The organism is Defluviimonas sp. D31 (genome assembly GCF_033436765.1).
Classification (GTDB): domain Bacteria; phylum Pseudomonadota; class Alphaproteobacteria; order Rhodobacterales; family Rhodobacteraceae; genus Albidovulum.
Genome location: NZ_JAWQFN010000004.1, coordinates 164491 through 187420, shown reverse-complemented (window position 1 = coordinate 187420; position 22930 = coordinate 164491). Strand labels below are relative to the sequence as shown.

The following is a 22930-nucleotide window of genomic DNA, read 5'->3' as shown; positions in this document are numbered from 1 at the left end:
AGAGGGTCGGAGCCGAGGCTCAGCCCTTCGGCTCGGACTTGGTGTCGTAGCGCTTGGTCCATTCCTCGAGGATCGCGGCGCGGTTGTTGGCCGCCCACTCGAAGTCGTTGTCGATCATCGCCTCGGTGATGCCCTCGGGGAAGTGCTCGACCGGCTTGGCCATGCCCGGAATGGCGACGACCGCGTAGCCGACGTTGTACATCTCCATCGCTTTCGGCGTGATCGACCAGTCGACCAGCGTCTGCGCGGCTTCGGCATTCGCGGTGCCGGCGACGATGGCGGTCGATTCCATGTCCCAGCCGATGCCCTCGCTCGGCACGATGATGTCGATCGGCGCGCCTTCGGCCTTGGACTTGGCGCCACGGAAGGCGAAGGAGACGCCGATCACGGTCTCACCCGCGGCGGCCATCTTGCAGGGCTTGGAGCCGGAATGGGTATAGGCGCCGATGTTCGCGTGCAGCGCGTCCATGTATTCCCAGCCCTTCTCCTCACCCATCATCTGCAGCCAGCTCGACACGTCGAGGAAGCCGGTGCCCGACGAGGCCGGATTCGGCATCACGACATGGCCGGCATATTCGGGCTTGGTGAGATCGGCCCAGCTCGTCGGCGCGGTCAGGCCGAGCTTCTCGCCCTCGACCGTGTTGAAGCAGATCGCGGCCACCCAGGCGTCCATGCCGACCCAGGAGGGCGGATTGTCGGCGTCCCGGAACCGCGGGTCGAGCGCGTCGAGCCCGGCCGGGGCATAGGGCTCCAGCATGCCTTCGGTCTTGAGCACCAGAAGCGAGGTCGCGGCGAGGCCCCAGACCACGTCGGCCTGCGGATTGTTCTTTTCTGCCAGGAGCTTGGCGGTGATGACGCCGGTGGAATCGCGCACCCAGTTGATCTTGATGTCGGGATGGTCCTGGTTGAAGGTCTCGGCGTAGCGCGCGAGATCCTCGGCCTCGACGGCGGTGTAGACCGTCAGTTCGGTCTCGGCATAGGCGGCGCCTGACAGCATCGCCGCGGCGGCAAGGGCCGGAACCAGTGTTTTCGCTTTGATCATGATACTCCCCAGTTTTGGCGCAGACGTGGTCTGCAGGTCTGCCGGTCACGCTGCGGGCGTTCCGCCCGTGCCGCAGTTGCGTTCAGTAAGGCTGCCGGGTAACGGCAGGATTGCTGTTCGGTAACAGCAGGATAACACGCATCCTCCTTCGAGCCATCATCCACAGGGAGTATGGGATCTGGGGGTCGATAGGAAAAATCTATTTATCTTATGACTTGATCACCGGCGCCGATGATGCAGGCGTCCGTGCGAAAGGTGCTCAGAAGGCGCGCGAAAGGCGCGTGCCCGGTCGCGAACCGGCGGAATGAGGCGGTTACCGCGCTTCCGCGCGGATGGCGTCCGCGACGATGCCGAGGGCGCGGTCGAGGTCGGCCTGCGCGATGGTCAAGGGCGGCGACAGCGTCAGCACGCAACCTGCGGAAATCTTGAAGCTGAGCCCCGCCTCCAGACAGCGGTAATAGATCCGCTCCGCCGCCTCCCGCGCGGGCGCGCGGCTCTCGCGGTCGGCGACGATCTCGACGCCGAACATCAGCCCGCGGCCACGGATATCGCCGACGCGGGGATCGTCGCCGACCGCCTCGCGCAGACGCGCGAGCGCATGCGCCCCAAGCTCCGCGGCGCGCGCGACGAGGCCTTCGTCGCGGATCACCGCGAGCGTCTCGAGCGCCGCCCGCGCCGTCACCGGGTTCTTCTCGTGCGTGTAATGGCCGATGGCGAAGTCCCCGCAGACGTCGAGATCGGCCCGCGCCACCACGGCGGCGATGGGCAGGATGCCGCCGCCCAGGGCCTTGCCCAGCGTCACGATGTCCGGGACCACCCCGTCATGCTCGAAGGCGAACATCCGGCCCGTCTTGCCAAGCCCGGTCGGGATCTCGTCCATGATCAGAAGCGCGCCCGCGCGGTCACAGGCCGTGCGCACCGCCTTCCAGAAGCCCGGCGGCGGCACCACCGGCACCGCCCGCATCGGCTCCGCGATCACGGCCGCGACATCGCCCTCGCGCTCGAGCACGAACTCGACCATCTTCGCGCAAGCCAGCCCGCAGGCCTCCGGCCCGGCATGGCCATAGGCGCAGCGGTAGCAGTTGAAGGGCGCGACATGCTCCGCGCCGGGCAGCAGCGGCCCGGCGATATGGGAGCGGAACGTCGCCTCGCCGCCGACGCTCGCGGCGCCGAACCCCGCACCGTGGAAGGCGTCCCAGAAGCTCACGGTCTTGAACCGCCCGGTCGCCGCCCGCGCGATCCGGAGCGCCACCTCGTTCGCGTCCGAGCCCCCGGTGGTGAACAGGACCTTGGAAAGATCCCCCGGCGCCAGCGCGCCCAGGGTCTCGGCCAGCTCCACCGACACCTCGTTGGTGAAACGCCGCGGCGAGAAGCTCAAGGCATCGAGCTGGTCCTTGATCGCGGCCACCACGCGGGGATGGCCGTAGCCGATGTGATGCACCGAGTTGCCGTGGAAATCCATATAGCGCCGCCCGGCGGTGTCCTCGATCCAGATGCCTTCCGCCCTGGCGATGGTGGACACACAGGGCGAGGACAGCGACTGGTGCAGGAAAGCCCCCGCGTCGCGCGCCAGCAAGCCCCGTGTCGCCGGATCGGGATGCCGCGCCGCCCATGCGCGGCGCGCCTCCGACGTATTGGACTCGCCCTCGGTATGGGTAATCACGCCATCCCTTTCTTCTTTTTCCAAATATCCCCGCCGGAGGCTCCCGCAGGCACCGCCGGGCTCACCGTGGCCAGGGGAGCGAATAGGTCTTCACATTGGTGAAGAACTTCATCGCCTCCGTCACCCCTTCCTTCACCCCGTTGCCGGAATCCTTGATCCCGCCGAAGGGCGAGGTCTCGATCCGGTAGCCGGGCTGTTCCCAGATGTTCACCGTGCCTACATTCAGCCCCTCGATATAGGCCTGCATGCGGCGGAAGTCGTTGGTGCAGACGCCGGAGGAAAGCCCGAACTCGGTGCCGTTCGAGATCCGCATGACCTCCTCGTCATTGTCCGGCACCCGGACGATCGGAATGACCGGACCGAAGGTCTCCTCCATGACGAGCTCGCTGTCATGCGGCACATGATCGACCACGATCGGCGGCAGCAGGGCACCCTTGCGGCCGGGATCGTAGAGCACCTTGGCGCCCTGGTCGGCCGCCATGTAGACGCGCTTCTCGAAAAGCTCCGCCGCCCCGGCATGGATCACGCAGCCAAGCTCGGTCGCCGGGTCCATCGGGTCGCCGAACCGGATCTTCCTGGCCTTCTCCAGCACCATCGGCACGAAGCGGTCGGCGACGCTCTCCTGCACGAGGATGCGCTTCACCGCCGTGCAGCGCTGGCCGGAATTGCCGGTCGCCCCGGCCACCGCGATCGTCGCGGCCTTCTCCAGATCGGCATCGTCGAGGTCATTGAGCACGATCAGCGGATCGTTGCCCCCAAGCTCCAGCGCCTGGCGCTTGTAGACCGCCTTCGACGCGATCATCTTGCCCACGGGCACGCCGCCGGTGAAGGTGATGATGTCGATGTTCGGGTTGGTGATCATCTCGTCGCCGATATCGGCCGGCAGGCCGGTCACCACCTGGAACATCTCCGGCGGCAGCCCCGCCTCGTAGAGGATGTCCGCGAGCGTGATCGCGGTCAGCGGCGTCAGCTCCGTCGGCTTCAGCACCATGCAGTTGTTGGTGGCGATCGACGGCGCGATCTTGTGGCTGACCATGTTCAGGGGATGGTTGAAGGGCGTGATCGCGGAAATCGCCCGGACCGGCTCGCGCTTGGTGTAGATCTTGCGGTCCTTGCCGTTGTGCGTGAGGTCGCAGGAAAAGATCTGCCCGTCATCCTGCAAGGCCTGCGCCGCGGCGAAGGTATAGACGTCCTGCGCGCGCTTCGTCTCGTAGACCGCGTGCTGCCAGCAGATGCCGAGCTCCAGCACCAGCCACTTCGCGAGGTAGTCGCGCCGCTCGCCGATGATCTCGCCGGTGCGTTTCAGGATCTGGCTGCGCTCGTAGCGCGTCAGTTTCGAACGGTAGTTCGCCGCGATCTCGAAGGCCTTGCGGGCATGTTCGGCGGTTCCCGCAGGCACCGTCCCCACGACCTCGTCAGTATAGGGATAGCGGACCTCGATCACCCTGTCGGTGAAGACGGTCTCGCCGCCGATCCGCATGCTCTCGTGGCGGAGTTCAATCTCCATGGTCCGGTCCTTCATGGTCAGAGCGCCGCCGCGGTGGTGGCATAGAAGAAGGCGTCGAAATTGCGCAACTCCGGCGCGCCCGGCAGGTCCACCTTGCGGTTGACGATGAAGGGCACCTCCTGCTCGGTCAAGCCGCCGTGGCTCCTGAGCGGCTCCTTCAGCGCGGCAAGGTCGTGACGATGCGCCGAGGTGCCGATGGTCATGTTCTCGCCGGAGATCATCACGATATCGCCGATCCGGTCGGCGGGCAGCTCGAAGCGCCTCACCGCCTCCTCGCGGGTAACGGCGAGGATGATGCCTTCCTTCGCGGCGAGCCGGTCCATGATGCGGACGCGGTCGGCGCCTTCGGGCAGGTAGGCGGTCGCGAACGACCCGAGCGCGCCGTGGTGGACGACGTAAGGATCGGTGATCGGCAGGATCACCCGCGCCGCGTCCTTGCCCAGCCACTCGTCCATCAGATCCTGCACGTAGATCACCGCGGGGCTTCCATCCGCGTTGTGCTTGGGCTTCATGCCGTGGTCGGCGGTCACAACGACAGCGGCACCGAGCGCGTCGAGCTCGCCGAGGTAGCGGTCGAACATCGCGTAGAAGTCCTTCGCGCCCTTCTCGTCGGGGGCGAACTTGTGCTGGATGTAGTCGGTCGTCGAGAGATACATCACGTCCGGCTTCCACTCCTTCAGTAGCTTAACGCCCGCGGCGAAGACGAACTCCGACAGGTCCGCCGAATAGACCTCGGGCACCGGCATCCCGAGCCACTGGCTCGCATTGTCGATGCCGTGCTCGGCCTTCGTGGTCGTGCCGGACTTCTCCGAGGAAAACGCGATCGCCCGGTCCTCGTCGAACTTCAGCCCCGCCCCCAGAAGCGCGCGGAGCTTGTCCTTGGCGGTCACGACGGCGACACGCGCACCGGCCTCGTAGAAGCGCGAGAACACCGTCGGCGCGCGCAGGAACCGCACGTCGTTCATCATCACCTCCTCGCCGGTCTCCGGGTCGTAGAGGTAGTTGCCGCAGATGCCGTGGACGCTCGGCGGCCGGCCGGTGGCGATGGAGAGGTTGTTGGGGTTGGTGAAGGAGGGGATCACCGAATGCGCCAGCCGGTCAGTGCCCTCCGCGCGCATCCGCTTCAGGGTCGGCATCAGCCCCTCGGCGATGGCCACGTCGAGGTATTCCGGCTCGCAGCCGTCGAGGCAGATCGCCACGGCGGGTACCTTCGGCCAGGGGTAGACGCGGTCATTGGCCGTCACGGGCGCGCGGGTGATCATGTTCATTTCCAGTCCTTCCGTCATATTTCGGTGCCGCCTCAGGCGGCGAGCTTGGCGCGTTCGGCGATCGCCGCCTCGGGCGGCGCGGCGGAGGCGACGCCCATCTCGGCGAGCGCCTCCTTCGCGGCCTGAACAACGCGCCGCATCACATGTTCGTCCATCCGGCCGATGCAGCCCACGCGGAAACTCTCCACGACCGTCAGCTTGCCGGGATAGATGATGAAACCCTTCTGTTTCATCTTCTCGTAGAAGTCGGAAAAGACGAAGGCCGGATCGGCCGGGCAGAAGAAGGTGACGATGATCGGCGAGAGCCAGCGGTCCTTCAGGAGCGTCTCGAAGCCCAGGCCCCGCATCCCCTCGACCATCACGTCTCGGTTGCGCGCATAGCGCGCGCCGCGCCCGGCAACGCCGCCTTCAGCTGCATGAAGCCGTAAAGCCTCCAGAAAGGCCGCGACGACATGCGTGGGCGGCGTGAAGCGCCACTGGCCGGTCTTTTCCATGTAGGCCCACTGCGCATGGACATCGAGGCTGAGCGAGTGGCTGTTGCCCTTCGCCGCCTCAAGCTCCGACCGCCGCGCGATGACGAAGCCGAAGCCCGGCACGCCCTCGATGCACTTGTTGGCCGAGGACACCATCGCCTCGTAGCGGATCTCGTTCACGTCGAGGGGCAGCGCCCCGAAGGCCGACATCGAGTCGATGAGAAGCTTGCGGCCGCGCGAATAGACCGCCTCGGAAATCTCCGCGACCGGGTTGAGGATCCCCGACGAGGTCTCGCAATGGATCGCCACGACATGGGTGATCGCCGGATCGGCGTCGAGCACGGCCGCGACCTCGTCGCCCCTCGGCGGCATGTAGTCGCCCTTGTCGATCAGCGTGTATTCGCGGCCGAGGCAGCGCATCGTCTCCGCCGCGCGGAGCCCGTAGGCGCCGTTCGCCAGGACCAGCGCCTTGCCGTCCCGAGGCACGAAGGTGCCGAGCATCGCCTCGACCGAGAACGAGCCCGATCCCTGCATCGGCACGCAGACGAACGCGCCCGTCGTATCCCCGGCAAGCGCCACGAGCTGGTCGCAGACCGATTTCGTCATGGCGCGGAAATCCGCGTCCCACGACCCCCAGTCCTTCAGCATCGCCTCCTTGGTGGAAAACGCCGTCGTCAACGGCCCCGGCGTCAGCAGATAGGGCTCGCCCAGCCTCGGGGCGGGCAGCGGCTCGGACGGATGCGGCATGCGGGGCTCCTTCGGGACCTCATGGGCTATCGCGACGCTTTTTCCATGCGCGCGTCCATATGTAAAATCGCTATTTTAGATTGAAATATAGTGCCTGCTTATCGTTCTGGTTCTCCGCCCTGCGGCCGCGGCGCATTCAACGGCGTTGCAACCCATAACTCCAGTCGTTAGCCTCCGCGAAAACATAACCCTTCCCGATAAGGCCGCCCCTCCCATGCGCTACGTCCAGCTTCGGGCCTTTCACTATGTGGCGATCTGCGGCGGCTTCTCGCGCGCGGCCGACGAACTCTGCCTCACTCAGCCCGCGATTTCCGATCAGGTCCGCAAGCTCGAGGAGGAATACGACGTCCTGCTCTTCAACCGGCACAAGAAGCAGGTCGTCATGACCCCGGCCGGCGAGCGCCTGCTCGAGATCACCCGGCGGCTCTTCGACCAGGAACAGCAGGCGCTCGAGCTTCTGTCCGAGAGCCGCGCCCTGCGCTCGGGCACCCTGCAGATCGTCGCCGACAGCGCGCATCACCTCCTGCACATCCTCGGCCCGTTCCGCGAACGCTATCCGGGCGTCAGGATCAACGTCCGCGCCGGCAACACCGAGACCGTCATCCAGAGCCTTTACAACTACGAGGCCGATATCGGCGTCATCGGAGAGATCCCGCGCACCCGCGACTTCGAGCATCTGCAGCTGATCTCGACGCCGATCGTGGCCTTCGTCGCCACCCACCACCCGCTTGCGCAAGTTCCGTCGTTCAGCTTCGAAGATCTCGCGCGCAATCCGCTGGTGTTCCGCGAGCAGGGCTCGCGCACCCGCAAGAAGCTCGAGGAGGCTGCGGCGGCGGCCGGCGTCGCGCTTGTGCCGGCGATCGAGGCCGAGGGCCGCGAGGCGGTGCGCGAGATCGTCGCCTCCGGCGCGGGCATCGGCTTCGTCTCGGCGGCGGAGTTCGGCGAGGACGCGCGGCTGGTGCGGATTCCCCTCAAGGGTGCGGAGGCGATCGGCATGGACGAGGCGCTGATCTGCCTGCGCGAACGCAGCGGCGGCAAGCTTGTCCGGGCCTTCTTCGAGATCGCCCGCGCGGCGGCGGTGCCCTGAAACACGGCCGCGCAGGCACACGATTTCGTCAAGCCATTGGCAATTCGCCCGCCGAATCCCACATTCGGCACGACCGCAGCGACAGGAGAGGACCGCAATGGCCTACCGCAAGTCCCCCGAGGCGATCGCCCGCCTCACGCCGGAACAGTACCACGTCACCCAGGAAAGCGGCACCGAGCGCCCCTTCACCGGCGCTTACACCGACACGAAGGACCCGGGCATCTATGTCGACATCGTTTCGGGCGAACCGCTCTTCGCCTCGTCCGACAAGTTCGACTCCGGCTGTGGCTGGCCGAGCTTCACCAAGCCGATCGTGCCGGCGAACGTCAATGAACTGCGCGACATCTCGCACGGCATGATCCGCACCGAGGTGCGCTCGGCCCATGGCGACAGCCATCTCGGCCATGTCTTTCCCGACGGTCCGCACGACCGGGGCGGGCTGCGCTATTGCATCAACTCGGCCAGCCTGCGATTCATCCCGCGTGACGAGATGGAGGCCGAGGGCTACGGTGACTATCTCGACCAGGTGGAGGACGTGAGATGACCGAACGCGCCATACTCGCCGGCGGCTGCTTCTGGGGGATGCAGGACCTGATCCGCAGGCTGCCCGGCGTCGTCGCGACCCGTGTGGGCTATACCGGCGGCGACGTGCCGAACGCGACCTACCGCGACCACGGCACCCATGCCGAGGGGATCGAGATCCTCTTCGACCCCGAGCGGATCGGCTACCGCCGGCTTCTGGAGTTCTTCTTCCAGATCCACGACCCGACGACGGCGAACCGGCAGGGCAACGATCTCGGCACGAGCTACCGCTCGGGCATCTATTACCTGTCCGAGGCCCAGAAGCGGATCGCCGAGGAAACGATCGCGGATGTGAACGCCTCCGGCCTCTGGCCGGGGCCGGTGGTGACCGAGGTCCGGCCCGCCGGCGACTTCTGGGAGGCCGAGGCGCAGCATCAGGACTACCTCCAGCGGTTCCCGAGCGGCTATACCTGCCACTTCCCGCGCCCCGACTGGGTACTGCCGAAGCGCGCCGCCGCCGAGTGAGCCGCGGCGCCTGTCGGAACGAAAGAAGGCCCCGCCGAGGCGGGGCCTTCGCGCCTTCCGTGAGTGCGTAGCGCGGTTACTGCGGGATCTCGCCCTCGATCCCCTCGACGTAGAAGTTCATCCCCGACAGCGTCGCGTCGTCGGCGACCTCGCCCTCGGCGAGCCAGGCCGAGCCGTCCTGCTTGTTCAGGGGGCCGCTGAACGGGTGGTATTCGCCAGCGCCGATCTTGTCGCGCAGCGCCAGCGCCTCCTCCTTGACCTCGGCCGGCACCTCGTCGGAGATCTCGCCGATCACCACCTCGCCGTCGCCGATGCCCTTCCAGCTCGCCGCCGGCTCCCAGGTGCCGTCGATCACCGCCTGGGTGCGCTCGATGTAGTAGGGCGCCCAGTTGTCGATGATCGACGAGATCCGCGGCTTCGGCGCATAGGCGGTCATGTCGGAGGCCTGTCCGAAGGCATAGACGCCGGCTTCCTGCGCCTTGGCCATCACGGCGGTGGAATCGGTGTGCTGCATCAGCACGTCGACGCCCTCGGCGATAAGCGCCGCCGTCGCGTCGGCCTCCTTCGCAGGGTCGAACCAGGTATAGACCCAGACCACCTTCATCTGCGCGTCGGGATTGACCTTCTTGGCGTGGATATAGGCCGAGTTGATGCCCTGGATCACTTCCGGGATCGGGAACGAGGCGATGTAGCCGATCTTGCCGGTCTTGCTCATCCGCCCCGCGATCGTGCCGATCACCGCGCGGCCCTCGTAGAAGCGCGCGTCATAGGTGGCGACGTTCGGGCCCTGCTTGTAACCGGTCGCGTGCTCGAACTTGATGTCGGGGAACTTCTGCGCGACGTTCAGCGTCGCATCCATGTAGCCGAAGGACGTGGTGAAGATCAGCTTGTGGCCCGAAAGCGCGAGCTGGGTGATCGCGCGCTCGGCATCGGCGCCTTCCGGCACGTTCTCGATGAAGGTCGTTTCCACCGCGTCGCCGAAATGCTCCTCGACCGCGAGCCGGCCCTGGTCGTGCTGGTAGGTCCAGCCGCCGTCGCCCGGCACGCCGACATAGATGAAGCCGACCTTGAGCGGCTCCTGCGCCATGGCGGCACCGGCAAGGCCGAGGCCGAGCGCCGTGCCCGCAAGCGCCGACGTGGCAAGGAACTGTCTGCGTTTCATTTCGTTACTCCCTGTGTATGGGCTTCGAGGCCCGGTTTGGCTTCGCCTCAGTGCGAGGCATGGAACACCCGGCCGAGCGCGGCGGGGGCGGCAAGCGTCGCCCTCCCGCGCGGGGCCGACATGATGACAAGCACGATGATCGTTATCAGATAGGGCGCCATCGACAAGACCTGCACCGGGATCGCGATTCCGGCCGCCTGAAGCCGGAGCTGCAGCACCGTGACCCCGCCGAAGAGATAGGCGCCCAGCAGCACCCTTTCCGCCTTCCACGAGGCGAAGACGACGATGGCGAGCGCGATCCAGCCGGCGCCGGCGGTCATGCCCTCGGTCCATTGCGGGACCCGCACGAGGCTCAGGTAGGCGCCGCCAAGGCCCGCGAGCGCGCCGCCGAACATCAGCGCGAGGATCCGCACCCGGATCACCCGGTAGCCGAGCGCATGGGCCGCGTCATGGCTTTCGCCGACCGCGCGCAGGATCAGCCCGGCGCGGCTGTATTTCAGGAAGGCCCAGGTGCCGCCGACGAGGAGGAGCGAGAGATAGACCACCCAGTCGTGGTTGAAGAGGATCGGACCGAGCACGGGAATGTCCGACAGCGGCCCCATGTCGATCTTCGCCGTCGGCGGCGGCTTGATGCCCTGGTAGCCCTGACCCATCAGCGCCGAAAGCCCGAGGCCGAAGAGCGTCAGCGCCAGACCCGTCGCGACCTGGTTGGACAGGAGGTACTGGGTCAGGAGCGCGAAGAGAAGCGCCATCACCGCGCCGCCCACGGCCGCGGCCATGAAGCCCACGAACGGGCTGCCGGACGCCACCGCCGCGGCGAAACCGGTGATCGCTCCGATAATCATCATCCCCTCGACCCCGAGGTTCAGGACACCCGATTTCTCGGCCACCATCTCTCCGGTCGCTGCGAGCAGGATCGGTGTCGCCGCCACCATCATCGAGGCGATGAGAAGAACGATGTCGATGCCGCCGATTGTCATCAGATCAGCCCCCCGATGCGGATGCGGAAATTGGTGAGAAGGTCGAGCGCCAGCAGGAAGAACAGCAGCATCCCCTGGAAGGCCTGGATCGCCGCCAGCGGCAGGCTCAGCGAAAGCTGCGCCATCTCGCCGCCGATATAGGTCAGCGCCATCAGGAGCCCGGCGAGCAGGATGCCGACCGGATGCAGCCGCCCGAGGAAGGCCACGATGATCGCGGTGAAGCCGTAGCCGACGTTGAAGCTGTCGGTGATCTGCCCGCCCGGACCGGCGACCTCGAAGATCCCCGCGAGCCCCGCGAGCGCGCCCGAGATGCCGAGGCAGATCGCGACCAGCGTGCTCGGGTTGACGCCCGCGAACCGCGCCGCCCGCGGCGCCTGCCCGGCGACCGAGATCTGGAAGCCGAGGATATGGCGGTTGAGAAGGATGTAGGCCCCGATCACCGCGAGGAAGGCTGTGACCACGCCCCAGTGCAGCCCGGTATTGGCAATCAGGTCGGCATTATAGGCCGAGGGGTATTGCTGCAGGTTGCGGCTGCCCGGAAAGCCGAAGCCCTCGGGGTTCTTCAAGGGCCCGAAGGCCATGGCCGAGAGGATGTTCTCGGCCACATAGACCAGCATCAGCGAGACGAGGATCTCGTTGGTGCCGAAGCGGATCTTGAGGATCGCCGGGATCATCGCCCAGATGAAACCGCCGAGCGCGCCGGCGATGATCATCGCCGGGAACAGCAGGAAGCTTTCCGCCGGATAGGCCGCGAGCGCCACCGAGCCGCCGCAGAGCGCGCCCATGATGTACTGGCCTTCCGCGCCGATGTTCCAGACCGCCGCCCGGAAACCGAGGCTCAGGCCGATCGCGATCAGGATGAGCGGCCCCGCCTTCACCAGAAGCTGCGGCCGGAAATAGCTCGCGTTGGCCCCGAACAACGGCTCCCAGAAGATCGCCTTGATGGCGAGCACCGGGTCCTTGCCGAGCATGGCGAAGAGCATGCCACCCGCGATCATCGTCAGGATGACGGCGAGGACCGGCGTGCCCCAGGACCAGAAGGTCGAAGGGGTCGGGCGTTTCTCAAGCCGGAACATGGTGCACCTCCGCTTCATGCATGCCATGCGCTCCGCCGAGCATCAGGCCAATCTCGTCGATGGTCAGTCCCTGCGTCGGGACCGGGGCCGACAGGCGGCCCTCGTTCAGCGCCGCGAAGCGGTCGGCGATCTCCATGATCTCGTCGATGTCCTGGCTGATCACCACGACCGCCGCGCCCTTGGCCGCCCGGTTGAGCAAAGCCTGCCGGATGAAGGCCGCGGCCGCGGCATCGACGCCCCAGGTCGGCTGGTTGACGATGATCACTTCCGGCTCCTGCATGATCTCGCGCCCGAGCACGAATTTCTGCAGGTTGCCGCCCGAGAGCGCGCGCGCCGCCGTGCCGATGCCGGGGGTCCGGACGTCGAAGGTCTTGACCACTTCCTCGGCGAAGCGCCGGGTGCCGGCCCAGTCGATGAAGCCGTTCTTCGTCAGCTGCTTGCGGACCTGACCCGAAAGAAGCGCGTTCTCCATCAGGCTCAGGTCCGGCACCGCCGCATGGCCGAGGCGCTCCTCCGGCGCGGTGCAAAGCCCCGCCTTGCGCCGCTCGTTCGGCCCCTGGTCGCCGACATCGAGACCGTGGATCTGCACGCAGTCGCGCGCCGTCCTGACCTCGCCCGACAGCGCCAGAAGCAACTCGTCCTGACCGTTGCCGGCAACGCCGCCGATGCCCAGGACCTCGCCCTGCCGGACCTCGAAGCCGATGTCGCGCAGGCTGGTGCCAAAGGCGCTCGGCGCCGGGACCGAGAGGTTGCGCACCTGCAGAGCCACCGGGCCGGGGTTGACCGGCGCCCGCTGGGGCGCGTTCAGCTCCGCCCCGACCATCATCTCGGCCATCTCGCGCGCGGTGCTGTCCTTCGGCGTGCAGGTGCCCACGACCTTGCCGCGCCTGAGGATCGTCGCCTCGTCGCAGAGTGCCTTGATCTCTTCCAGCTTGTGGCTGATGTAGAGGATCGAGGTCCCCTCCGCCGCGAGCTGCCTGAGCGTGCCGAAGAGGATGTTGACCTCCTGCGGGGTGAGAACGCTCGTCGGCTCGTCCATGATCAGAAGCTTCGGATCCTGCAGCAGGCAGCGGATGATCTCCACCCGCTGGCGCTCCCCGGCCGAGAGATCGCCCACCAGCCGCTCGGGGTCGAGGGGCAGGCCGTAGCCTTCCGAGACCTCGCGGATCCGCCCGGCGAGCTCGCGCATCGGCGGCGGGTTGTCCATGCCGAGCGCCACGTTCTCGGCGACGTTCAGCGCGTCGAAGAGGCTGAAATGCTGGAACACCATCGCGACGCCGAGGCCCCGCGCCTCGCGCGGCTCGGAGGGCGTGTATTCCTCGCGCCGGAACGTCATCCGTCCCTCGTCGGGCTTCACCAGCCCGTAGATCATCTTCACCAGCGTCGACTTGCCCGCGCCGTTCTCGCCCAAAAGCGCGTGGACCTCGCCCTCGCCGATCTGGAACGAGACGTCGTCATTGGCCTTCACGCCCGGATAGGACTTCGACAGCCCCTCGATCGTCAAAAGCACGTCCCTTGTCATCTCGCGTCTTCCCTCCCGGGGCGCCCCGCGCCCGGTTTCCTGTTCCTGAAGCGTCTTTCCGGTCATCCCGTCCGCTCCTCCCTCGTGCGGCCTGCGGCCCGGTCCCGGATCAGCTCGGCCGCGACGCCCACGGCGATCGCCTGCGGATGCTTGCCGAGTGACGGATCGCCGATCGGACATCGGATCCGCCCGATCTGCTCCTCGCCGTGACCCAGAGCCTTCAGCCGGCTCCGGAACCGCGCCCATTTCGTAGCCGATCCGATCAGCCCGAGCCGCCGGAAGCCGTGGCCGAGCAGCCGGTGGCAAAGCTCGAGGTCGATGGCGTGGCTGAAGGTCAGCACCAGGTGCTCCGCATGCCCCGGCGCCTCCGCCACCAGATCGGCGGGATTCGCGGCCACCCGCTGCACCACGCCCTCCGGCAGGTTCGGAAACCGCGCCGCATCGGTATCGACCCAGGTCAGCCGGAGGCCGGGCAGGGGCCCGAGCACCGCCACCAGCGCGCGCCCGACATGGCCCGCGCCCCAGATCCAGATCTCGCGCTCCGCCATCGCCACCGGCTCCACCATCCAGCCGTGAAGGATCCGCGCCACCGGCCGGAACCCTTCGCCGCGCGCCCGGTTGAGGATGCGCCGCACCGCGAGCGGCGCCTCGCCTTCGGTTCCCGGCAAGGGCCGCGCGATCACCGCCGCGCCCTCCGCCTCGCGCAGCCGCGCAGCGTCCCAGAGCTCCGACAGGAGCGTGACCGCCCCGCCGCAGCACTGGTTGAGCCGGGGCCCGAGCGGCATCCGGTCGACCCGGTCGCCGGTCCCGCCCGCGAGCATCGCCCGCGCCCGCGCCGCCGCCTCGTATTCGAGCGCTCCGCCGCCGATCGTGCCCTCCTGGCCGCCGGCCCAGACCAGCATCGCCGCGCCCGCCTCGCGCGGGGCCGAGCCCGCGACCTCGGCCACGACGACCCGGATCACCGCGCCATGCGCCGCGACCCTGCGCGCCAGCGCCTGGAGATCGACGCTCATGCCCCGGTCCCCCGCGCCCGCTTCACCGCCGCGAGCACCGCCTCCGCCGTCGCCGGCGCCTGCAGGTCGGGCCAGTTCGGCCCGCAGGCGGCGCAGGCATCGGCCAAGGCCGAGAAGACCGAGATCCCGTGCATGAAGGGCGGCTCGCCTACCGCCTTCGACCGGTAGATCGTGTCCTCGCGGTTCTGCCCGTCCCAGAGATCGACGTTGAAGACCCGGGGCCGGTCGGAACAGGCCGGGATCTTGTAGGTCGAGGGCGCATGCGTCATCAGCCGCCCCTTGTCGTTCCAGACCAGCTCCTCGGTCGTCAGCCAGCCCGCGCCCTGCACATAGCCGCCCTCGATCTGGCCCCTGTCGATCGCCGGATTTAGGCTGGCGCCGCAGTCATGCAGGATATCCGCGCGGAGGATCCGGTTCTCGCCCGTCAGCGTGTCGATCACGACTTCCGAGACCGCCGCGCCATAGGCGAAGTAGTAGAACGGCCGGCCGCGCCCGGCCTTCCTGTCCCAGGTGATCTTCGGGGTGGCGTAGAAGCCCGTGGACGAGAGGCTCACCCGCCCCATGTAGCAGCGCGACGCCGCCTCGGCGAATGTCATCTCGTCGCCGCCGACCACGACCTTGCCGCCCTCGAACCGCACCTTCGCCGGCACCGTCTGGTGCTCGCGGGCCAGGTACTCCGCCATCCGCTCCCGGATCGTGTCGCAGGCCGCCTTCACCGCCATGCCGTTGAGGTCCGACCCCGAGGAGGCCGCCGTCGCCGAGGTGTTCGGCACCTTCGCGGTATCGGTCGCGGTGATCGCGATCGCCGCCACGTCGACCCCGAAGGCCGAGGCCGCCACCTGGCTCACCTTGCGAAACAGTCCCTGGCCCATCTCGGTGCCGCCGTGATTGAGATGGATCGACCCGTCCGAATAGACATGCACCAGCGCGCCCGCCTGGTTGAGATGCGTGAGCGTGAACGAGATCCCGAACTTCACCGGCGTCAGCGCGATCCCCTTCTTCAGGATCGGGTTCGCCGCGTTCCACGCCGCCACCGCCGCCTTCCGCGCGGCGAACCCGCTCGACGCCTCCAGCTCGGCCACCAGCCCGTTCAGGATGAAATCCTCGACCTCCATGTGATAGGGCGTCGTCTGCTTCTTCATTGCCGAAATACCCCCGCCGGAGGCATCCGGCATCTCGGCATAGAAATTCCGCGTCCTGACCTCGAGCGGATCCCGCCCGAGCCGATGCGCCACATGATCCATCACCCGCTCGATCGCGAGCATCCCCTGGGGTCCGCCGAAGCCGCGATAGGCGGTCGCCGACTGGGTGTTGGTCTTCAGCCGATGGCTCTCGATCCGCACATGCTCGAGGTTGTAGGCATTGTCCGAATGCAGCATCGCCCGGTCCGCGACCGGCAGGCTCAGGTCCTGCGCCCAGCCGCAGCGCGCAAGCTGCCGGAATTCGATCCCGAGGATCCGCCCGTCGCCATCGACGCCGGCGCGGTACTCGATGCGGAAATCGTGGCGCTTGCCGGTGATCACCATGTCGTCGTCGCGGTCATAGCGCATCTTCGCCGGCCGCCCGAGCATATGCGCCACCAGCGCGCAGGACACCGCGAGCGCGTTGCCCTGGCTCTCCTTGCCGCCGAAGCCGCCGCCCATGCGGCGGATCTCGACCCGGACCGCGTTCATCGGAAGGCCGATCGCCTCGGCGACCTTGTGCTGGATCTCGGTCGGATGCTGGGTCGAGGACTGGACGGTCACGCCGCCCTCTGCCGGCAGCGCCAGCGCCGCCTGGCCCTCGAGGTAGAAATGCTCCTGCCCGCCCATCTCGAACCGGCCCTCGATCACATGGGGCGCGCCCGCGATCGCCGCCGCGGCATCGCCCTTGGTCCAGATCACCGGCCCGCCCTCGAAGCGGCTCCCCGCCGCCATCGCGTCGTCGACGGTCAGGAGCGCGGGCAGCTCCCTGTATTCGATCTTCCCCTTCCGCGCCGCCTTGCGGGCGGCCAGATGGCTTTCCGCGATGACGAGGAAGACGGGCTGGCCGACGTAATGCACCGTCCCGATCGCAAGAAGCGGCTCGTCATGGATCGAGGGCGAGACGTCGTTGGCAAAGGGCAGGTCCTCGGCGGTCCAGACCGCGATCACGCCGGGCGCCGCGCGGACCTCCGAGAGATCCATCGAAACGATCTCGCCATGCGCCACGGTGGAAAGGCCGAAGGCCAGATGCGCCGCGTTCGCCGGCAGCGGCACGTCGTCGATATAGCGCGCCGTGCCGCTGACATGCAGCCGGCCGGAATCGTGGGTGACAGGCTTGGCAACGCTCATGGGGTCACCTCCAGAACCGAGACCGGCGCGCCGGCGCGCTCGTGGAAATAGCGCAGGGCCATGTTCCCGGCCGCTTCCAGCCGGTAGCCGGCCGAGGCGCGCATGTCGGTGAGCGGCGTGAAATCCTGCGCGAAGGCGGGCAGCGCCGCCTCGACCGTGGCGAGCGTCCAGTCGCGACCCACCAGCGCGGCCTCGACCGCCGAGGCGCGTTTCGGGATCCCCGCCATGCCGCCAAAGGCGATCCGCGCGCTTTCGATTTTCGAGCCTTTCAGGGTCACGTTGAAGCAGCCGCAGACCGCGGAGATATCCTGGTCGAACCGTTTCGAGAGCTTGTAGCAGGCAAGGCCCGGCACCGCCTCGGGGATCGTCACCGCCTCGACGAACTCGCCCTTCGCCCGGTCCTGCTTGCCATAGTCGAGGAAGAAATCCTCCAGCGCGATCTCGCGTCGCGCCGCGCCCTTCCTCAGATGCAGCCGCGCCCCCATCGCGATCAGCGCCGGCGGCGCGTCGCCGATGGGCGAACCGTTGGCGATATTGCCGCCGATCGTCGCGGCGCCGCGCACCTGTTCGGAGGCGAAGCGGCGCAGCAGCTCGGCGAAGGCCGGATGCGGATCTTCCATCGCGCGCCGCAGGCCCGCGATCGTGACTCCCGCGCCGACGCGCCAGCCGCCGGCGACCTTCTCGATCCGCTGCAGATCGGCGCAGGCATGGAGGAACGCGACCTCCGGTAGCTCGCGCAACTGCTTCGTGACCCAGAGCCCGACATCGGTCGCCCCGGCGACGAGCACCGCGTCGGGATGGGCTTCGTACCACTCGGCCAGCTCGTCCGCCGATCCCGGCGCATGGGGCGCCGCGCCATCGGGCCGGGCGGGCCTGTCGTCGACCCATCCCGGCACCGGCGCGGTCGCGGCGGCCTCGGCGGCGCGGATGATCGGCGCGTAGCCGGTGCAGCGGCAGAGATTGCCCGCAAGCTGGTCGTCGTGGTCGGTCGCGCCGTTCTTTTGCGCCACCGCCATCGACATCACGAAACCCGGCGTGCAGAAACCGCACTGGCTGCCATGATGCGCGACCATCGCTTCCTGCGCCGGGTGCAGCTCGCCCTTCGGGCCGGTCAGCCCCTCGACCGTGCGCACCGCGCGGCCGTGAAGCTGCGGCAGGAAGAGGATGCATGCATTGAGCGCCCGGCACCCCTGATCGTCGGTGACCATCACGGTGCAGGCACCGCAATCGCCCTCGTTGCAACCTTCCTTGGTGCCGGTCAGCCCCTGCCGCTCGCGCAACCAGTCCAGAAGCGTCCGGGTCGGACGCTCGCCGGTTACGGTGACAGGCGTTCCGTTCAACAGAAACGCGATGTCGGTCATCGAATGAACCCGCCGCCTTCTCCTCTCCCGGGCTAGTTGCGCCTCCGCCCGATGCGGCGTAAAGCGGATGTGCGCGCCCCGTCTCCCGCTTTCAATGAAGCGCCGAACCCGGCCGCAAGGCAAGCACTACTTAACGGAAAAACCGTTAAGCAGCTTCTCGGAATCCCGCATAATCATCGAAACAGGCGGCCGGCAGGCGCGTCCGGCTGGCCATGCCCCAAGCGCTGGGCCATAGTGCCCTGGGGTGACGTCGCCATGAGGGCGGGGGATGCTGACGGCCTTTTATCTGGTTTTGCTCGCGGTAATCGGGCTCCTCGTGCTGCAGGTCGCGGCAAGCAAGCGGTATCGCGGCCGCGTGCTCGGCCTTGCCGCGCGACTCCGCGACACGCCGCCCACACGCGATATCGACATCGCCCTGCCGCCCATGGTCGCCGATTTCGCCCGCCGCGCCGGCGCCGACCCGGCCCGGCCGATGCGCGCGGCGAGCTTCAACCAGACCGCCGAGCTCCGGCTGAAGCAGGGCGGCCCCTTCCACAAGATCGAGGCCTGGCAGGTCGTGTCGCTCGGTCGCGCCGGCTTCGTCTGGGATGCGCGCCAGCCCTTCGGGCCGCTGACCCGTCTCCGCGTCATCGACGCCTTCGTCGGCGGCGAGGGCCTCCTCGAGGCGCGGCTTTTCGGAACGATCCCCGTCGCGTCGGCAAGGGGCGTCGAGATCGACCTTGGCGAGGCCTACCGCTACCTCGCCGAACTGCCCTGGATGCCGGATGCGATCCTCGGCAATCCCGACCTCACCTGGCGGGTGACCGGCCCCGACACGGCCGAGGTCCGGATGCCGACGCGCGAGGGCGTCGCGCGGGTCACATTCCGCTTCGATGCGCAGGGCGACATCGTCGCGATGGAGGCGAAGGACCGCCCCGCCCGCGGCCCCGACGGCGTAACGCACCGCTACGACTGGCACGGAAGATTCGGCGACTACCAGGAGATCGGCGAGCGCCGCCTGCCCACCTTCGGCGAGGTCGGCTACGTCTACCCTTCGGGCTACGAGGTCTATTTCCGCGGCCGGATCAGCAACTACCACCTCGCGCCCTGATCCATGCGCGCCGGTACGCCCTTCCGGGGCCCGCGCCCTTCGGCTAGGGTCCGGCCATGACCAAGGCGCCGCGATTCATCCACCTCCGCACCCATACCGAATACTCGCTCCTCGAAGGGGCGGTGCCGGTGAAGAAGCTCGTCGGGCATTGCGACAAGATGGGGATGCCCGCCATCGCCGTGACCGACACGAACAACATGTTCGCGGCGCTGGAATTTTCCGTGATCGCCAAGGGGGCCGGGGTGCAGCCCATCGTCGGCTGCCAGCTCTCGCTCGACCACGATCCCGCCCAGCCGGGCGAAAAGCCGCGCCCGCCCGCGGGCCTCGTGCTGCTCGCCCAGAACGAGGCGGGCTACATGAACCTGATGAAGCTCAACTCCTGCCTCTATCTCCGCGAGGACGGTGCCCTGCCACATGTCACCGCGGAGGAGCTGGAGACCCATGCGGAGGGCCTCATCTGCCTCACCGGCGGTCCCGACGGCCCCGTCGGCCGGTTCCTGCAAGCGGGGCAGGGGCCGAAGGCCGAGGCGCTGATGAAGCGCCTTGCCGCCGCCTTCCCGGACCGGCTCTATGTCGAGCTGCAGCGCCATCCCGGCGAGGGCGGCCAGTACACCGAGGCCGAGCGGCTGACCGAGCGCGGCCATGTCGAGATGGCCTATGCGATGGGCCTGCCCTTGGTCGCCACAAACGACGTCTACTTCCCGAAACCGGCCATGTACGAGGCGCATGACGCGCTGATCTGCATCGCCGAGGGCGCCTATGTCGACCAGCAGGAGCAGCGCCGGCGGCTGACGCCGCAGCACTATCTGAAATCGCCCGAGGAGATGGCGGCGCTCTTCGCCGACCTGCCCGAGGCCTTGGAGAACACCATAGAGATCGCGCGCCGCTGCGCTTTCGCCGCCTTCAAGCGCAAGCCGATCCTGCCGCGCTTCGCTGATGACGAGGTGCAGGAACTGCGGCGTCAGGCGAACGAGGGGCTCAAGGCGCGGCTCGCCGTCATCCCCCACGCGGTCAGCGTCGAGGACTACCAGGCGCGCCTCGATTTCGAGCTTGGTATCATCGAGCAGATGGGCTTCCCCGGCTACTTCCTCATCGTCGCCGACTTCATCAAATGGGCCAAGGACCACGACATTCCGGTCGGCCCCGGCCGGGGCTCGGGCGCGGGCTCGCTCGTCGCCTATGCGCTCACGATCACCGACCTCGACCCCCTGCGCTACTCGCTCCTCTTCGAACGCTTCCTCAACCCCGAGCGGGTCTCGATGCCGGACTTCGACATCGACTTCTGCATGGACCGCCGCGAAGAGGTGATCCGCTACGTCCAGGAACGCTACGGCCGCGACAAGGTCGGCCAGATCATCACCTTCGGCGCGCTCCTGTCGAAAGCCGCCGTCCGCGACGTCGGCCGCGTGTTGCAGATGCCCTACGGCCAGGTCGACCGGCTCTCGAAGCTGATCCCCGTCGAAGGGGTCAAGCCGGTCTCGATCGAGAAGGCCCTTGCCGACGAGCCGCGCCTGCGCGAGGCCGCACGCGCCGAGGAGGTGGTGCAGCGCCTTCTCGACTACGGCCAGCAGATCGAGGGGCTCCTCAGGAACGCCTCCACCCACGCCGCCGGCGTCGTCATCGGCGACCGGCCGCTCGACGAGCTGGTGCCGCTCTACCGCGACCCGCGCTCGGACATGCCCGCGACCCAGTTCAACATGAAATGGGTGGAGCAGGCCGGCCTCGTGAAGTTCGACTTCCTCGGGCTGAAGACGCTGACCGTCATCCAGAACGCCGTCGACCTCATCCGCGCGGGCGGCCGCCACCTCCACCAGTCCGCCGACGGCCGCACGCTCTACACTCCGCCCGAGGGGGCCGAGGACCAGATCAACGCGATCCCGCTCGACGACGAGCCGACCTACAAACTCTACGCCGCCGCCAAGACCGTCGCCGTGTTCCAGGTGGAAAGCTCGGGCATGATGGATGCGCTCCGGCGCATGAAGCCGACCTGCATCGAGGATATCGTCGCCCTCGTGGCACTCTACCGGCCCGGCCCGATGGAGAACATCCCGACCTATTGCGAGGTCAAGAACGGGGTGAAGGATCTGGAATCGATCCACCCCACCATCGACCACATCCTGAAAGAGACGCAAGGCATCATCGTCTATCAGGAACAGGTGATGGAGATCGCCCAGGTGATGGCCGGCTACACGCTCGGCGGCGCCGACCTTCTGCGCCGCGCGATGGGCAAGAAGATCGCCGAGGAGATGGCCAAGGAGCGGCCGAAGTTCATCGAGGGCTCCACCGCCAACGGGGTGGACAAGAAGAAGGCGGGCGAGGTCTTCGACCTTCTGGAGAAGTTCGCGAACTACGGCTTCAACAAGTCCCACGCCGCCGCCTATGCCGTCGTCAGCTACCAGACGGCGTGGCTCAAGGCCAACCACCCGGTCGAGTTCATGGCAGGCGTCATGAACTGCGATATCCACCTCACCGACAAGCTCTCGATCTACGCCGAGGAGGTGCGGCGCGGGCTCGAGATCACCATCGTGCCGCCCTGCGTGAACCGCTCCGAGGCGACCTTCTCGGTCACGAACGGCCAGATCGTCTATGCGCTGGGCGCGCTCAAGAACGTCGGCGTCGAGGCGATGCGGCTCATCGTCGAGGCGCGGGGCGGCAAGCCCTTCGCCACGCTCTACGACTTCGCCCGCCGCGCCGACCTGAAGCGCATCGGCAAGCGCCCGCTGGAGATGCTGGCGCGGGCCGGGGCCTTCGACCAGCTCGACCCCAACCGCGCCCGCGTCTTCGCCGCGCTCGACGCGCTCGTCGCCTATTCGGCGGCGATCCACGAGGGCCGCGCCTCGGCCCAGGTCTCGCTCTTCGGCGAGGCGGGCGAGGACCTTCCCGAACCGCGCCTGCCCTCCGGCGACGACTGGCTCCCGGCCGACCGGCTGGCGCAGGAGCATCAGGCGATCGGCTTCTACCTCTCGGGCCACCCCTTGGACGACTACGCCCCGGCCTTGAAGCGCAAGGGGATGCTGACGCTTGCCGAATTGCAGCAGAAGGCCGAACGCGACGGCGCGGCGGTGTCGCGCGTCGGCGTCCTCGTCTCCGGACTTCAGGACCGCAAGTCGGCGCGCGGCACGCGCTTCTTCCGCATGAACATCTCCGACCCGACCGGGCAGGTCTCGGGCATGGCGCTCTTCCCCGAGGATTTCGACGCCTGCCGCAAGGTCTTCGACCAGACAAACCACGTCGTCATGTCGCTCGAGGCCCGCTTCAACGAGGGCCAGTTCGACCCCGTCGCCCGCTCCGTCGCGCCGATGGAGGCCGCCGTCGCCGATGCCGGGGCCGCCGGGCTCCGGATCCACATCGAGAGCGAGGCCGCCGTCGCCTCGGTGGCCGCCCTGCTCGCCCGCATGGTCGAGGAGGCGAAGATCCGCAGCTGCGGCCCGGTCAGCTTCTGCATCGCCGACCGCGAGACCGGCGAGGAGGTCGAGATCGCCACCGGCCGCGACTTCCCGGTCAATCCCCAGATCAAGGGCGCGATCAAGGCGATGGGCGGCGTGGTGCTGGTCGAGGAGGTCTGACCGCAGCGGGCGGT

The 22930-nt window shown here is 67.9% G+C and carries 17 protein-coding genes; 5 read left to right on the top strand and 12 right to left on the bottom strand.

The genetic code is table 11. From position 1 onward, the window contains the following. Window positions 1-19 precede the first annotated feature (19 nt). The 5 genes from R5H32_RS09350 to R5H32_RS09330 form a co-directional block, all read right to left on the bottom strand. Window positions 20-1042 (bottom strand): putative 2-aminoethylphosphonate ABC transporter substrate-binding protein, encoded by a 1023-nt coding sequence (locus R5H32_RS09350; RefSeq protein ID WP_318338417.1) that lies wholly within the window; start codon window positions 1040-1042, stop codon window positions 20-22. 313 nt (window positions 1043-1355) lie between these two features. After that, window positions 1356-2705, bottom strand: a complete 1350-nt coding sequence (locus tag R5H32_RS09345; RefSeq protein WP_318338416.1) for an aspartate aminotransferase family protein — start codon at window positions 2703-2705, stop codon at window positions 1356-1358. A gap of 61 nt (window positions 2706-2766) precedes the next feature. Beyond that, the gene (gene phnY / locus R5H32_RS09340) at window positions 2767-4212 is read right to left on the bottom strand and encodes a phosphonoacetaldehyde dehydrogenase (protein WP_318338415.1); all 1446 of its coding nucleotides are present in this window, start codon (window positions 4210-4212) and stop codon (window positions 2767-2769) included. A gap of 17 nt (window positions 4213-4229) precedes the next feature. After that, window positions 4230-5480: a phosphonoacetate hydrolase gene (gene phnA / locus R5H32_RS09335; protein WP_318338414.1), complete on the bottom strand. Its 1251-nt coding sequence runs from the start codon at window positions 5478-5480 to the stop codon at window positions 4230-4232. 32 nt (window positions 5481-5512) lie between these two features. Next, complete coding sequence (locus R5H32_RS09330) at window positions 5513-6700, bottom strand: 2-aminoethylphosphonate--pyruvate transaminase (protein WP_318338413.1); 1188 nt, start codon at window positions 6698-6700, stop codon at window positions 5513-5515. Window positions 6701-6914: 214 nt separating this feature from the next. Between R5H32_RS09330 and R5H32_RS09325 the strand changes: the two genes are divergently transcribed. The 3 genes from R5H32_RS09325 (at window position 6915) to msrA (ending at window position 8834) form a co-directional block, all read left to right on the top strand. Next, complete coding sequence (locus R5H32_RS09325) at window positions 6915-7787, top strand: LysR substrate-binding domain-containing protein (RefSeq protein ID WP_318338412.1); 873 nt, start codon at window positions 6915-6917, stop codon at window positions 7785-7787. Window positions 7788-7884: 97 nt separating this feature from the next. Beyond that, window positions 7885-8331, top strand: coding sequence for a peptide-methionine (R)-S-oxide reductase MsrB (gene msrB / locus R5H32_RS09320; protein ID WP_318338411.1), 447 nt, complete (start codon window positions 7885-7887; stop codon window positions 8329-8331). Beyond that, window positions 8328-8834, top strand: coding sequence for a peptide-methionine (S)-S-oxide reductase MsrA (gene msrA, locus R5H32_RS09315; protein ID WP_318338410.1), 507 nt, complete (start codon window positions 8328-8330; stop codon window positions 8832-8834). The genes msrB and msrA overlap by 4 nt, the downstream gene beginning before the upstream one ends. Before the next feature lie 76 nt (window positions 8835-8910). On the opposite strand, the gene R5H32_RS09310 is transcribed toward msrA, so the two are convergent. From R5H32_RS09310 to xdhA, 7 genes are all read right to left on the bottom strand, one after another. Next, on the bottom strand, window positions 8911-9996 hold the full coding sequence (locus R5H32_RS09310) for a BMP family ABC transporter substrate-binding protein (protein WP_318338409.1): 1086 nt from the start codon (window positions 9994-9996) through the stop codon (window positions 8911-8913). Window positions 9997-10043: 47 nt separating this feature from the next. Then, the gene (locus tag R5H32_RS09305; RefSeq protein WP_318338408.1) at window positions 10044-10976 is read right to left on the bottom strand and encodes an ABC transporter permease; all 933 of its coding nucleotides are present in this window, start codon (window positions 10974-10976) and stop codon (window positions 10044-10046) included. Next, on the bottom strand, window positions 10976-12052 hold the full coding sequence (locus R5H32_RS09300; RefSeq protein ID WP_318338407.1) for an ABC transporter permease: 1077 nt from the start codon (window positions 12050-12052) through the stop codon (window positions 10976-10978). The genes R5H32_RS09305 and R5H32_RS09300 overlap by 1 nt, the downstream gene beginning before the upstream one ends. Next, window positions 12039-13574: an ABC transporter ATP-binding protein gene (locus R5H32_RS09295; RefSeq protein WP_318338651.1), complete on the bottom strand. Its 1536-nt coding sequence runs from the start codon at window positions 13572-13574 to the stop codon at window positions 12039-12041. The genes R5H32_RS09300 and R5H32_RS09295 overlap by 14 nt, the downstream gene beginning before the upstream one ends. Window positions 13575-13636: 62 nt before the next feature. Continuing rightward, window positions 13637-14587, bottom strand: a complete 951-nt coding sequence (gene xdhC, locus R5H32_RS09290) for a xanthine dehydrogenase accessory protein XdhC (RefSeq protein ID WP_318338406.1) — start codon at window positions 14585-14587, stop codon at window positions 13637-13639. Continuing rightward, the gene (xdhB, locus tag R5H32_RS09285) at window positions 14584-16899 is read right to left on the bottom strand and encodes a xanthine dehydrogenase molybdopterin binding subunit (protein ID WP_318338405.1); all 2316 of its coding nucleotides are present in this window, start codon (window positions 16897-16899) and stop codon (window positions 14584-14586) included. Before xdhB ends, xdhC begins: the two co-directional genes overlap by 4 nt. Next, entirely contained in the window at window positions 16896-18260 is a 1365-nt protein-coding gene (xdhA, locus tag R5H32_RS09280) for a xanthine dehydrogenase small subunit (RefSeq protein WP_318338404.1), read from the bottom strand. Before xdhA ends, xdhB begins: the two co-directional genes overlap by 4 nt. 268 nt (window positions 18261-18528) lie before the next feature. Between xdhA and R5H32_RS09275 the strand changes: the two genes are divergently transcribed. Both R5H32_RS09275 and dnaE read left to right on the top strand, forming a co-directional pair. Then, the gene (locus R5H32_RS09275; RefSeq protein WP_318338403.1) at window positions 18529-19350 is read left to right on the top strand and encodes a DUF6544 family protein; all 822 of its coding nucleotides are present in this window, start codon (window positions 18529-18531) and stop codon (window positions 19348-19350) included. A gap of 56 nt (window positions 19351-19406) precedes the next feature. Beyond that, window positions 19407-22916 carry a DNA polymerase III subunit alpha gene (dnaE, locus tag R5H32_RS09270; RefSeq protein WP_318338402.1) on the top strand — a complete coding sequence of 1170 codons (3510 nt, stop codon included), beginning with the start codon at window positions 19407-19409 and terminating at the stop codon, window positions 22914-22916. Window positions 22917-22930: the final 14 nt, after the last annotated feature.